Origin of the sequence: Lysinibacillus sp. FSL M8-0134, assembly GCF_038069745.1 — a bacterium.
Taxonomy (GTDB): domain Bacteria; phylum Bacillota; class Bacilli; order Bacillales_A; family Planococcaceae; genus Lysinibacillus; species Lysinibacillus irui.
The window spans coordinates 2,645,055-2,659,290 of sequence record NZ_JBBPAJ010000001.1 but is presented as its reverse complement, the minus strand read 5'-3'; the positions used below and the strand labels follow the sequence as shown (position 1 = coordinate 2,659,290).

The following is a 14,236-nucleotide window of genomic DNA, read 5'->3' as shown; positions in this document are numbered from 1 at the left end:
CTATAAAAAAGGGTGGTACCATGGAAAGTCTTTTTCATCCCTACGTAAGGTAGTTCTTTGCGTGTGGAGAAAAAGGCTTTTTATTATTTTCACGAATGAAATGCAAACTCTCAACCAAATGGAAGAGAGTGCAGATAATCCAGCTTGTGACACTTCATTAATCTACAACACTGATGTGTGAGTTTGAAAGATATAAAGGAGGCATAATTTGATGAGTGCAAATGTTTCAATGAATGAACAAGAACAATTAGTAACAACTGTTACTGCTGAGCAAACCTATCAAGCAAAGGACGGTGCAGATGTATTAGTGCAGGCATTGCACGATCAAGGTGTTGAAATCATCTTTGGCTATCCTGGAGGAGCCGTATTGCAAATCTATGATGCAATGTATAAAAATCCAATCCGCCATATTTTAACTAGACATGAACAGGGTGCTATTCATGCAGCCGAGGGTTATGCTCGTGTTTCTGGTAAAACGGGTGTTGTTATTGCGACAAGTGGGCCAGGCGCAACAAATCTCGTAACAGGTATTGCGGACGCCATGATTGATTCCATTCCATTAGTTGTCTTTACAGGTCAGGTAGCTACTTCTGTAATTGGAACAGACGCTTTCCAAGAAGCAGATATCATGGGGATTACGACACCAATTACAAAGCACAATTACCAAGTGCAGGACGTAAATGATATTCCACGTATTGTTAAAGAGGCGTTCCATATTGCTAGCACAGGTCGTAAGGGACCAGTTGTCGTGGACTTCCCAAAAAACGTTTCACAAATGTTGTTTGATGTAGAGAATCCGCCACAAGCACCTGATGATATTTATTTACCAGGCTATCAGCCAACATATAAACCAAATTACTTACAGATCCAAAAAGCGATTCAAGCGATTTCCTTGGCAAAGAATCCAATCATTTTAGCTGGTGCAGGTGTTCTCTTTGCTGATGCACGTGAGGAATTAACAGCCTTCGCAGAAAAATACCGTATTCCAGTAACGAACACATTGCTAGGACTTGGGTCCATTCATGGTGAACATGATTTATTCCTTGGGATGGCAGGTATGCACGGTACAGTAACAGCAAATACAGCCATCACAAAATCTGATTTATTACTTAATATTGGTGCACGTTTTGATGATCGTTTAACAGGTAATTTAGCCACATTTGCACCAAATGCAACAATCATCCATATCGACATAGATCCTGCTGAAATTGGCAAAAACGTTCCGACAGATATTCCGATCGTTGCAGATGCAAAAGAAGCTTTGAAAGCATTATTGAAAAAGGACTTCGAAGGTCCTGATACAGCAGATTGGTTAGCCTATTTAAACAATCATGCCAATGACTATCCATTATGGTATTGCAAGAATGATGGTGATCAGGAAGTTTTACCACAAGAGGCATTGCAATTAGTGCATAAAATTACTGAGGGTGATGCCATTGTAACGACTGATGTTGGGCAGCATCAAATGTGGGCAGCGCAATACTACCATTTAAATAATGATCATGCATGGGTAACGTCTGGTGGACTTGGTACGATGGGCTTCGGCTTCCCAGCCGCAATTGGCGCTCAATTTGCGAAGCCAGACAAAAAAGTTATTTCGATTGTAGGAGATGCAGGCTTCCAAATGACTGCACAGGAGTTATCCATTCTACAGGAGTTTAACTTACCAGTAAAAATTGTGATTTTGAATAATAGCTGCCTTGGCATGGTCCGTCAATGGCAACAGACATTCTATGAAGAGCGTTATTCATCATCGCTTATGCCAATCCAACCAGACTTTGTTAAGTTAGCAGATGCCTATAATATAAAAGGCTATCGAATTAACACAATTGATGAAGCGGAGGATATTTTCCGTGAGGCACTACTTTCTGATGAGCCAGTATTAATTGATTGTCGAGTGAAACAGCTTGAATGTGTTTACCCAATGGTAGCACCAGGCAAAGGCTTACATGAAATGATTGGGGTGAAAAAGAATTGAAACGAGTAATTACCGTAACTGTGATTAACCAAAGTGGTGTGTTAAACCGATTGACAGGTCTATTGATGAAGCGTCAATTCAATATTGAATCGATTACAGTAGGTCATACGGAACAAGCAAACTTTTCAAAGATGACTTTTGTAGTCCACGTCGAGGATGAACGCAAGATCGAGCAGCTAGTGAAACAATTATCGAAGCAAATTGATGTGTTAAAGGTCAATGACATAACGGATAAATCAATTGTTTTGCGAGAGCTAGCGCTGGTAAAGGTTATTTCACCGCCAAATTTACGTTTGGAAATGAATTCGATTGTCGAACCATTCCGTGCTCAAATTATTGATACGGCTAAAAACGTTGTGACGTATCAAGTGGTAGGGCACCCAGACAAAATTGATGCCTTTATCGAACTCATTCGACCATATGGCATTAAAGAGCTTACTCGTACAGGGGCCACTGCTTCTGTTCGTGAAACACAAAAAATCTCAAATCCACAGCTCTCTATTTTAAAATAGTTTGCATATAAATTTAACAAGCTTTATGGAGCTAAAAAAACAAACCAAATTCTAGGAGGAAATGAACTATGGCTACTATGTATTATGAACAAAATATCAACGAGGACGTACTAAAAGGAAAGAAAATCGCAATCATCGGTTATGGCTCACAAGGACACGCACATGCATTAAACCTTAAGGAATCAGGCTTTGATGTAGTAGTAGGGGTTCGCCCAGGTGGATCTTTCGATGCTGCAAAAGCAGATGGTATTGATGTAAAAACGGTGGCGGAGGCTGCACAAGAAGCAGATGTTATCCAAATTTTATTACCAGATGAGCGTCAAAAAGCAGTTTATGAAGCAGAAATTGCACCACATCTACAAGCTGGCAAAGCTTTAATGTTTGCGCACGGCTTCAACATTCACTTTGGTCAAATTACACCACCAGCAGATGTTGACGTATTTTTAGTAGCACCAAAAGGCCCAGGACATTTAGTGCGTCGTCAATTCCAAGAAGGAGCTGGCGTACCAGGTTTATTCGCTATCCATCAAGACGCGACAGGTCAAGCAAAAGATTTAGCACTTGCTTATGGTAAAGGAATTGGTGCCGCACGTGGTGGACTTCTTGAAACATCATTCAAAGAAGAGACAGAGACAGATTTATTCGGTGAACAAGCAGTTCTTTGTGGTGGTGCAACACAACTTGTAAGAGCAGGATTTGAAACGCTAGTAGAAGCTGGCTACCAACCGGAATTAGCTTACTTTGAAACACTTCACGAGCTTAAATTAATTGTTGACCTTATGTTTGAAGGCGGTATGGCAACAATGCGTTACTCGGTGTCAGATACAGCTGAGTGGGGAGATTATGTGGCGGGACCACGCATTATCGATGAGTCAGTAAAAGCACGAATGAAAGATGTGTTAACAGATATTCAAGATGGTACATTTGCTCGTCGTTGGATTCAAGAAAATGAAAATGGTCGCCCAGAATATACAAAATTCAAAGAGGCTGGTGCAAACCATCAAATTGAAGAAGTGGGTGCAAAATTACGTGCTATGATGCCATTCATTAATGAAGGTAAAGAAAAAGTTGTGAGAGAAGTGGCTACAAGTGCGAAAAATTGATATTTTCGATACGACGCTTCGCGATGGTGAACAATCTGCTGGGATCAACTTAAATACGGCCGAGAAGATTGAAATTGCCAAACAGTTAGAGCGCCTTGGAGTGACAATTATTGAAGCAGGGTTTCCTGCTTCGTCACCCGGTGACTTTGATGCCGTCCATCGCATTGCAGGAACCGTAAAAAATTCTATTATCACAGGTCTAGCTCGCTGTATCCAAAAGGATATCGATACGACTTGGGAAGCAATTAAAGTAGCAGAGCAACCACATATTCATGTTTTTCTAGCAACCTCACCCATTCATATGGAATATAAGTTAAAAAAATCCCCAGATCAAGTGATCGAGCAAGCGGTTGCGGCAGTTAAATATGCAAAAAAATTCTTTCCTCTTGTGCAATGGTCTGCCGAGGATGCATTCCGTTCGGATCGTGAATTTTTAGTACGAATTATGAATGAAGTGGTTGCTGCTGGTGCTTCAACGATTAATGTTCCTGACACTGTAGGCTATGCTTCCCCTCAGGAATATGGCGCATTATTTAAATTCCTACTGGAAAATGTAAAAGGTGCTGACAAAGTAAAATTCTCTGCCCATTGTCATGATGACCTTGGGATGGCCACAGCCAATACGATTGCTGCCATCGAAAATGGTGCCGCGCAAGTAGAGGGAACCATCAATGGTATTGGCGAACGTGCAGGGAATGTAGCACTAGAAGAAATTGCGGTGGCACTGCATATTCGCAAAGATTTTTACCAAGTGGAAACAGGCATACAGCTGCAAGAGATTAAACGCACGTCTCAATTAGTCAGTAAATTGACAAACGTTGTGATTCAGCCTAATAAAGCAATTGTTGGAAAGAATGCATTTGCGCATGAATCAGGTATCCATCAAGATGGCGTCTTGAAAAATCCGGAAACCTACGAAATTATCTCACCTGCCCTCATCGGTGAGGGTGAAATACCATTAGTACTTGGGAAACATTCTGGGCGTGCTGCCTTCCGTGATCGTGCTGAAACAATGGGCTTCAACCTTTCCGATCAAAAGCTGAACAAAGCGTTTGTGGAATTTAAAAAACTAGCTGATCGGAAAAAAGAGATTACAGAAGAGGATTTACTAACTCTTCTCACAGAACAACAGGTTCAAATAGAGGATGTACCACTCTTTGATTTAAAGATGGTACAAGTGCAATATGGAACAGAAAATATTCCTACTGCTACAGCCATTGTCCTAACACCAGAGGGGCTAGAGAAAACGGTTGTTGCGACTGGCTCTGGTTCTGTGGAGGCCATTTTTAATACGCTGGAGCAGCTTGTACCTGGAGCTGTTCAGGTGCTTGATTACCGTGTGTCATCTGTAGGGAAGGGCCGGGATGCACTTGGTGAAGCGGTTATTAATATTCGTTATGATAATGTATCGACAACAGGCCGCAATTCTTCACAAGATGTTTTAGAAGCTTCGGCTAAAGCTTATTTAAATGCCATTAACCGTCATTTAATACAAGCAAGTCTTCGCGCACAGCCTGTATAGGTTGTAAAGGTAGTGAATTGTGTGATGTACCATTCACGAGTCGGATGCAATGATGTCATGGCGTATTGTATCTTTCAAGAAAAATTACGCTTAGTCGTAATGAATACGCTCATCTAAATAGTTGGTAGGTGAGCGTTCTTACTAAATTAGCGAATGCGCTAAAAAAAGAAAGGTGTTTTGACGATGGAGAAAAAAATTACAGTCCTTCCTGGTGACGGGATTGGGCCAGAGGTTGTTGCTTCTGCTGTACGTGTACTACAAGTGATTGGTAAACGATTTAATCATACATTTCATTTAGGATATGCAACAATTGGGGGTGCTGCCATTGATCAGCACAACAATCCATTACCAGAAGAAACAATCGAGATGTGTGAAAATAGCGATGCGATTCTATTAGGAGCTGTTGGTGGACCAAAATGGGATCAAAACCCACCTGAATTACGCCCAGAAAAAGGGTTATTGCGTATTCGCAAACACTTCGATTTATTTGCAAATCTACGTCCAGTAAAGGCGTTCCCGAGTTTACTAGATGCTTCACCATTAAAACGTGAAGTAGCTGAAAACGTTGATTTAATGATTGTTCGTGAACTAACAGGCGGCGTATACTTCGGGGAACCACGTATGCGTACTGAAAATGGCGCAATTGATACAACTGTTTATTCAAAAGCAGAGGTGGAGCGTATCGTTGAAAATGCCTTTGAGCTAGCACGTTTACGTGGAGGCAAATTATGCTCTGTTGATAAGGCGAATGTTCTTGAAACAAGTCGCTTATGGCGTGAAGTCGTAGAAGCAAAGAAAAAAGACTATCCAGATGTCATCGTAGAACATAATCTAGTCGACTCTGTTGCGATGAAACTAATTACAAATCCTGGTCACTATGATGTAGTAGTCACTGAAAATATGTTTGGTGATATTTTAAGTGATGAAGCATCAGTTATTACTGGTTCTTTGGGCGTCCTTCCATCGGCATCTATTCGTGGTGATAATTTTGGCTTATATGAACCTGTACATGGATCAGCTCCGGAAATTGCAGGGCAAGGAGTAGCAAACCCTGCGGCAACAATTCTATCTGTTGCGATGATGCTACAATATTCCTTTGGCCTGAAAGAAGAGGCGGCAGAAATTGAGCGTGCTGTTAGTGCAGTATTTGATGATGGTTACTTTACAGCAGATCTTGCTCGTGACGGCAGCCGCATTTTATCAACAAATGAATGGACAGATAAAGTGATTAACGAAATTGATACTAGTTTTGTTTCACAAAGTATTATGACAACATATATTTAAAGAAATAGGTGAAGACAATGGGTAAAAATATAATTGAAAAGATTTGGGATAAACATGTAGTTTATCAGGAAGAGGGCAAACCGGACCTGTTATATATTGATCTTCATTTAATTCATGAAGTAACATCTCCGCAAGCTTTTGAAGGTCTCCGTTTGAACGGACGCAAAGTGCGTCGTCCTGATTTAAGCTTTGCGACAATGGATCATAACGTACCAACGAAAAATTTACCGACAATCCATGATCCTATTGCACGCAACCAAATCGAAACATTGGCTAAAAATGCAAAAGAGTTTGGTGTTGAGCTAGCAGGAATGGGTCATCCTGACCAAGGGATTGTACACGTTATTGGGCCAGAGCTGGGATTAACACAACCAGGGAAAACTATCGTTTGTGGCGATTCTCATACATCAACTCACGGTGCCTTTGGTGCGATTGCTTTCGGGATTGGTACATCAGAAGTTGAGCATGTCTTATCAACACAAACTTTATGGCAAAATAAGCCGAAAACGATGGAAATTCGTGTTGAAGGGGAGCTACCAGTTGGGGTAGCTGCAAAGGATATTATTTTAGCCATTATTGCAAAGTTTGGTATTGGTGTTGGCACTGGGCATATTGTGGAATTCACTGGAGAGGCTATCCATAAATTGTCTATGGAAGAACGGATGACAATCTGTAATATGTCGATTGAGGCAGGAGCGAAAGCTGGGCTGATTTCACCTGATCAAACAACAATGGATTATATTCGTGGTCGCAAATATGCGCCACAAGGTGAAAAATTGGAGGAAGCAGCCGCTTATTGGTTAAGTTTGGCTTCCGATGAGGATGCTACGTACGACACAGTTCGTATCATAAATGCAGAAGAAATCGAACCAATCATTACATGGGGCACAAATCCATCGATGGGTACGGGTGTTTCTGGTCATGTTCCAACACAAGCAGATTATGAGGATGAATCTGATAAGGCAGCTCTTCAAAAAGCTTTAGCCTATATGGGCTTAGAGGAAGGGCAACCTTTAACATCTATTGATATTCAGCATGTCTTTATTGGCTCCTGTACAAACTCACGCATTAGTGATTTACGCGCAGCTGCTAGTGTCATTCAAGGACGTAAGGTGCATGATAATGTAACAGCAATTGTTGTGCCGGGTTCACATACGACGAAAAAGCAAGCAGAGGAAGAGGGCTTGGATAAAATCTTTATCGAGGCAGGCTTTGAATGGAGAGAGTCAGGTTGCTCCATGTGCCTAGCGATGAATGATGATGTTGTACCAGCTGGTGAACGCTGTGCCTCTACATCCAATCGCAATTTTGAAGGACGTCAGGGAGCGGGTTCTCGTACACATTTAGTATCACCACCGATGGCAGCTGCAGCTGCGATTGCAGGTCATTTTGTGGATGTACGTGAATTTGTGAAGGAAACTGTGTAAGTCTTGCTTTACACGGAAGGGATGATTAAAAATGGAACCAATTAATATCGTTAATAGTGTCATCACACCACTTGATCGTAAAAATGTTGATACAGATCAAATTATTTCAAAAGAATTTCTTAAACGTATTGAGCGCACAGGATTTGGACAATTTTTATTTTATCACTGGCGTTACGATGCACAAGGCAAAGAGATCAAAGACTTTGTTTTAAATAAACCTGAATTTAAAGAATCCAAAATTTTAGTGGCGCAAGATAATTTTGGCTGCGGTTCATCCCGCGAACACGCACCATGGGCCATCTTAGATTATGGCTTTAACGTGGTGATTGCCCCTTCTTTCGCAGATATCTTCCATAATAACTGCTTTAAAAATGGCATTCTACCTATTAAGTTAACAGAAGCAGAATGTGATGAAATTCTGGCTAAGGGATTAGCAAAGCCATATACAATGGAAGTAAATCTTGCAGAGCAAACAGTGACAGGTGAAGATGGTAAAGTTTATCATTTCACAATTGATCCGTACTATAAGGAAACATTACTAAATGGTTGGGATGAAATTGCTTTAACCTTTAAATACGAAGAACATATTGCTGCCTATGAGGCAAAGCGGGTAGCATTCTAAGCAAAAGTGGCTGGATAAATCCTAGCTATAAACTAAAAAGCCAGTGAAATTTTACGATTAATAAAATTTCGTTGGCTTTTAAAATTTTTTCAATAAGAAAGTCTTCTGATACATTAACTCATCAAAAATATATTAATTAGTTTTGCTTTATATAAAAGTAAAGTTACAGAAAGAATGTATTGCCTTCTATGTTCACCATTTCAAAGCTATTCTGTAGAAACTTTCGATTCGACAGTTGAAGAAAAAGCATATTCAGTTATTACTCATTCTAACTGGAAGACATAGTGTTAGGAGAATCAGTGAATTGAAAAGATGGTATACGTTATTTAAGCTTCAGGATAATAATGCTGAAGGAGTATGTAAGGCTTTTTCCTGATGAAAGTGCTATGGTTATCGGTTCTAACTGCAAAGCAATGGGATTATTTTTTAGAAACGATATAAAACGTGCTATTGTATAAAATACAATATTTAATAGTAGGGAGATAGAAAAGAAAGTTTTTAACTAATTTCATGTTGACTATTTTGTTAATATAATATATTATTGATTTCTATCGTGAAATATCGATAGATGTTAATAAGTATTAATCACAGGTGTTAACATAAAAATATTTTGATATATTGTGAAACATCATTTAGCGAATAAAATATTTTGAATTAGTTGTTGACAAACACGAAAATGTTTTGATATAATAAAATTCCTGTCACTGTATGGCAGTATAAAATGAACCTTGAAAACTGAACAAGCAAAACGTAATCAATAAAGTTTTAAGTAACTAGTTTCGGCTAGTGAACGAAACAAAATTTTGGACATCAAAATTGATGCCAGCAAAACAATTTGAGCTAATCAAATTTCTTTTATGGAGAGTTTGATCCTGGCTCAGGACGAACGCTGGCGGCGTGCCTAATACATGCAAGTCGAGCGAACAGAGAAGGAGCTTGCTCCTTTGACGTTAGCGGCGGACGGGTGAGTAACACGTGGGCAACCTACCTTATAGTTTGGGATAACTCCGGGAAACCGGGGCTAATACCGAATAATCTGTTCCACCTCATGGTGGAACACTGAAAGACGGTTTCGGCTGTCGCTATAAGATGGGCCCGCGGCGCATTAGCTAGTTGGTGAGGTAACGGCTCACCAAGGCGACGATGCGTAGCCGACCTGAGAGGGTGATCGGCCACACTGGGACTGAGACACGGCCCAGACTCCTACGGGAGGCAGCAGTAGGGAATCTTCCACAATGGGCGAAAGCCTGATGGAGCAACGCCGCGTGAGTGAAGAAGGTTTTCGGATCGTAAAACTCTGTTGTAAGGGAAGAACAAGTACAGTAGTAACTGGCTGTACCTTGACGGTACCTTATTAGAAAGCCACGGCTAACTACGTGCCAGCAGCCGCGGTAATACGTAGGTGGCAAGCGTTGTCCGGAATTATTGGGCGTAAAGCGCGCGCAGGCGGTCCTTTAAGTCTGATGTGAAAGCCCACGGCTCAACCGTGGAGGGTCATTGGAAACTGGGGGACTTGAGTGCAGAAGAGGAAAGTGGAATTCCAAGTGTAGCGGTGAAATGCGTAGAGATTTGGAGGAACACCAGTGGCGAAGGCGACTTTCTGGTCTGTAACTGACGCTGAGGCGCGAAAGCGTGGGGAGCAAACAGGATTAGATACCCTGGTAGTCCACGCCGTAAACGATGAGTGCTAAGTGTTAGGGGGTTTCCGCCCCTTAGTGCTGCAGCTAACGCATTAAGCACTCCGCCTGGGGAGTACGGTCGCAAGACTGAAACTCAAAGGAATTGACGGGGGCCCGCACAAGCGGTGGAGCATGTGGTTTAATTCGAAGCAACGCGAAGAACCTTACCAGGTCTTGACATCCCGTTGACCACTGTAGAGATATAGTTTCCCCTTCGGGGGCAACGGTGACAGGTGGTGCATGGTTGTCGTCAGCTCGTGTCGTGAGATGTTGGGTTAAGTCCCGCAACGAGCGCAACCCTTGATCTTAGTTGCCATCATTTAGTTGGGCACTCTAAGGTGACTGCCGGTGACAAACCGGAGGAAGGTGGGGATGACGTCAAATCATCATGCCCCTTATGACCTGGGCTACACACGTGCTACAATGGACGATACAAACGGTTGCCAACTCGCGAGAGGGAGCTAATCCGATAAAGTCGTTCTCAGTTCGGATTGTAGGCTGCAACTCGCCTACATGAAGCCGGAATCGCTAGTAATCGCGGATCAGCATGCCGCGGTGAATACGTTCCCGGGCCTTGTACACACCGCCCGTCACACCACGAGAGTTTGTAACACCCGAAGTCGGTGAGGTAACCTTTTGGAGCCAGCCGCCGAAGGTGGGATAGATGATTGGGGTGAAGTCGTAACAAGGTAGCCGTATCGGAAGGTGCGGCTGGATCACCTCCTTTCTAAGGATTATTTCGGAATACAAACCTAGGGTTTGTAAGATTACGTTTTGCGTTCAGTTTTGAAGGTTCATTCTTCCGAATGAAATACTTCAAATATGTGCTCCTGTCGCTACGCTTTCGTCGCAAAGCTGCGAAGAAGTAGAAGCAGGCAGTAACTTTGTTCTTTGAAAACTGGATAAAACGACATTGAAATTGTAACAAACACATTTATTTTTTAAGTTTTTTATAGGCTTAATAACATTAGTAAGGTTTCAAGACACAAGCAGTTCTAGGAAGCAATCGAGTGAATGAAGGAGCGTACTTCAGTACGTGACTGATTGAACGAGTGAAGCTGACAACGAAATGCGATGTGTATTGAAAGCTGTAGGTTAAGTTATTAAGGGCGCACGGCGAATGCCTTGGCACTAGGAGCCGAAGAAGGACGGCACTAACACCGATATGCTTCGGGGAGCTGTAAGTGAGCTTTGATCCGGAGATTTCCGAATGGGGGAACCCACTACGTTTAATCGCGTAGTATCTTGACGTGAATACATAGCGTCTTGAAGGCAGACCCAGGGAACTGAAACATCTAAGTACCTGGAGGAAGAGAAAGAAAAATCGATTCCCTGAGTAGCGGCGAGCGAAACGGGAAGAGCCCAAACCAAGAGGCTTGCCTCTTGGGGTTGTAGGACACTCTATACGGAGTTACAAAAGAGCGAGTTAGATGAAGCGACTTGGAAAGGTCCGCCAGAGCAGGTAAAAGCCCTGTAGTCGAAAGTTCGTTCTCTCCTGAGTGGATCCTGAGTACGGCGGAACACGTGAAATTCCGTCGGAATCCGGGAGGACCATCTCCCAAGGCTAAATACTACCTAGTGACCGATAGTGAACCAGTACCGTGAGGGAAAGGTGAAAAGCACCCCGGGAGGGGAGTGAAAGAGATCCTGAAACCGTGTGCCTACAAGTAGTTAGAGCCCGTTAATGGGTGATAGCGTGCCTTTTGTAGAATGAACCGGCGAGTTACGATTACGTGCAAGGTTAAGCTTTAGAAGGCGGAGCCGCAGCGAAAGCGAGTCTGAATAGGGCGAAATAGTACGTGGTCGTAGACCCGAAACCAGGTGATCTACCCATGTCCAGGGTGAAGGTAAGGTAACACTTACTGGAGGCCCGAACCCACGCACGTTGAAAAGTGCGGGGATGAGGTGTGGGTAGCGGAGAAATTCCAATCGAACTTGGAGATAGCTGGTTCTCTCCGAAATAGCTTTAGGGCTAGCCTCGTGATGAGAATACTGGAGGTAGAGCACTGTTTGGACTAGGGGGCCATCCCGGTTTACCGAATTCAGACAAACTCCGAATGCCAGATATTTATACACGGGAGTCAGACTGCGAGTGATAAGATCCGTAGTCAAAAGGGAAACAGCCCAGACCACCAGCTAAGGTCCCAAAGTAATCGTTAAGTGGAAAAGGATGTGGCGTTGCACAGACAACCAGGATGTTGGCTTAGAAGCAGCCATCATTTAAAGAGTGCGTAATAGCTCACTGGTCGAGTGACGCTGCGCCGAAAATGTATCGGGGCTAAACGATTCACCGAAGCTGTGGATTGACATCTACGATGTCAGTGGTAGGAGAGCGTTCTAAGTGCGTTGAAGTCAGACCGGAAGGACTGGTGGAGCGCTTAGAAGTGAGAATGCCGGTATGAGTAGCGAAAGACGGGTGAGAATCCCGTCCACCGTATGACTAAGGTTTCCTGAGGAAGGCTCGTCCGCTCAGGGTTAGTCGGGACCTAAGCCGAGGCCGACAGGCGTAGGCGATGGACAACAGGTTGATATTCCTGTACCACCTCCTCACCGTTTGAGAAATGGGGGGACGCAGTAGGATAGGGTAAGCGCGCTGTTGGTTATGCGCGTCCAAGCAGTAAGGCGTGTGTGTAGGCAAATCCGCACACTGTAACGTTGAGCTGTGATGGCGAGTCCGTATGGACGAAGTTCCTGATTTCACACTGCCAAGAAAAGCCTCTATCGAGGTGAGAGGTGCCCGTACCGCAAACCGACACAGGTAGTCGAGGAGAGAATCCTAAGGTGTGCGAGAGAACTCTCGTTAAGGAACTCGGCAAAATGACCCCGTAACTTCGGGAGAAGGGGTGCTCTTGAGCGTGCAAGCGCATGAGAGCCGCAGTGAATAGGCCCAGGCGACTGTTTAGCAAAAACACAGGTCTCTGCAAAACCGTAAGGTGACGTATAGGGGCTGACGCCTGCCCGGTGCTGGAAGGTTAAGAGGAGTGGTTAGCGCAAGCGAAGCTGCGAATTGAAGCCCCAGTAAACGGCGGCCGTAACTATAACGGTCCTAAGGTAGCGAAATTCCTTGTCGGGTAAGTTCCGACCCGCACGAAAGGCGTAACGATCTGGGCACTGTCTCAACGAGAGACTCGGTGAAATTATAGTACCTGTGAAGATGCAGGTTACCCGCGACAGGACGGAAAGACCCCGTGGAGCTTTACTGTAGCCTGATATTGAATTTTGGTACAACTTGTACAGGATAGGTAGGAGCCAGAGATCTCGGAGCGCCAGCTTCGAAGGAGGCGTCGGTGGGATACTACCCTGGTTGTATTGAAATTCTAACCCATGCCCCTTAGCGGGGCAGGAGACAGTGTCAGGCGGACAGTTTGACTGGGGCGGTCGCCTCCTAAAAGGTAACGGAGGCGCCCAAAGGTTCCCTCAGAATGGTTGGAAATCATTCGTAGAGTGTAAAGGCACAAGGGAGCTTGACTGCGAGACCTACAAGTCGAGCAGGGTCGAAAGACGGGCTTAGTGATCCGGTGGTTCCGCATGGAAGGGCCATCGCTCAACGGATAAAAGCTACCCCGGGGATAACAGGCTTATCTCCCCCAAGAGTCCACATCGACGGGGAGGTTTGGCACCTCGATGTCGGCTCATCGCATCCTGGGGCTGTAGTCGGTCCCAAGGGTTGGGCTGTTCGCCCATTAAAGCGGTACGCGAGCTGGGTTCAGAACGTCGTGAGACAGTTCGGTCCCTATCCGTCGTGGGCGTAGGAAATTTGAGAGGAGCTGTCCTTAGTACGAGAGGACCGGGATGGACACACCGCTGGTGTACCAGTTGTCTTGCCAAAGGCATCGCTGGGTAGCTATGTGTGGACGGGATAAGTGCTGAAAGCATCTAAGCATGAAGCCCCCCTCAAGATGAGATTTCCCATTACGCAAGTAAGTAAGATCCCTCAAAGACGATGAGGTAGATAGGTTCGAGGTGGAAGTGTGGTGACACATGGAGCTGACGAATACTAATCGATCGAGGACTTAACCAAATTGTTTGAAGCAATCAATGCGCCGTTTATCCAGTTTTGAAAGAACAATTCTTTCAACAAAAGAGAGCTTCAATACCTTGTGTATTTT

Annotated in this window: 7 protein-coding genes and 2 rRNA genes; all 9 read left to right on the top strand. The window is 43.9% G+C overall.

Annotation, left to right across the window (positions count from 1 at the left end):
* Positions 1-211 precede the first annotated feature (211 nt).
* The 9 genes from ilvB to MKY49_RS13575 all read left to right on the top strand — a co-directional run bounded on the left by ilvB (position 212) and on the right by MKY49_RS13575 (position 14,148).
* Positions 212-1,978 carry a biosynthetic-type acetolactate synthase large subunit gene (gene ilvB, locus MKY49_RS13615; RefSeq protein ID WP_341386490.1) on the top strand — a complete coding sequence of 589 codons (1,767 nt, stop codon included), beginning with the start codon at positions 212-214 and terminating at the stop codon, positions 1,976-1,978.
* On the top strand, positions 1,975-2,490 hold the full coding sequence (gene ilvN / locus MKY49_RS13610; RefSeq protein ID WP_274793510.1) for an acetolactate synthase small subunit: 516 nt from the start codon (positions 1,975-1,977) through the stop codon (positions 2,488-2,490). The genes ilvB and ilvN overlap by 4 nt, the downstream gene beginning before the upstream one ends.
* A gap of 68 nt (positions 2,491-2,558) precedes the next feature.
* Positions 2,559-3,593 carry a ketol-acid reductoisomerase gene (gene ilvC, locus MKY49_RS13605; protein ID WP_274793509.1) on the top strand — a complete coding sequence of 345 codons (1,035 nt, stop codon included), beginning with the start codon at positions 2,559-2,561 and terminating at the stop codon, positions 3,591-3,593.
* Positions 3,580-5,115, top strand: coding sequence for a 2-isopropylmalate synthase (locus MKY49_RS13600; RefSeq protein ID WP_341386489.1), 1,536 nt, complete (start codon positions 3,580-3,582; stop codon positions 5,113-5,115). The genes ilvC and MKY49_RS13600 overlap by 14 nt, the downstream gene beginning before the upstream one ends.
* A 183-nt stretch (positions 5,116-5,298) precedes the next feature.
* Complete coding sequence (gene leuB, locus MKY49_RS13595) at positions 5,299-6,399, top strand: 3-isopropylmalate dehydrogenase (protein ID WP_274793507.1); 1,101 nt, start codon at positions 5,299-5,301, stop codon at positions 6,397-6,399.
* Positions 6,400-6,416: 17 nt separating this feature from the next.
* The gene (gene leuC / locus MKY49_RS13590; protein ID WP_341386488.1) at positions 6,417-7,826 is read left to right on the top strand and encodes a 3-isopropylmalate dehydratase large subunit; all 1,410 of its coding nucleotides are present in this window, start codon (positions 6,417-6,419) and stop codon (positions 7,824-7,826) included.
* A gap of 31 nt (positions 7,827-7,857) precedes the next feature.
* Positions 7,858-8,448: a 3-isopropylmalate dehydratase small subunit gene (leuD, locus tag MKY49_RS13585; protein WP_341386487.1), complete on the top strand. Its 591-nt coding sequence runs from the start codon at positions 7,858-7,860 to the stop codon at positions 8,446-8,448.
* A gap of 854 nt (positions 8,449-9,302) precedes the next feature.
* Positions 9,303-10,854 (top strand): 16S ribosomal RNA (locus MKY49_RS13580).
* Positions 10,855-11,220: 366 nt separating this feature from the next.
* Positions 11,221-14,148, top strand: a 23S ribosomal RNA gene (locus MKY49_RS13575).
* The 16S and 23S rRNA genes sit together here, the layout of an rRNA operon.
* Positions 14,149-14,236 lie beyond the last annotated feature (88 nt).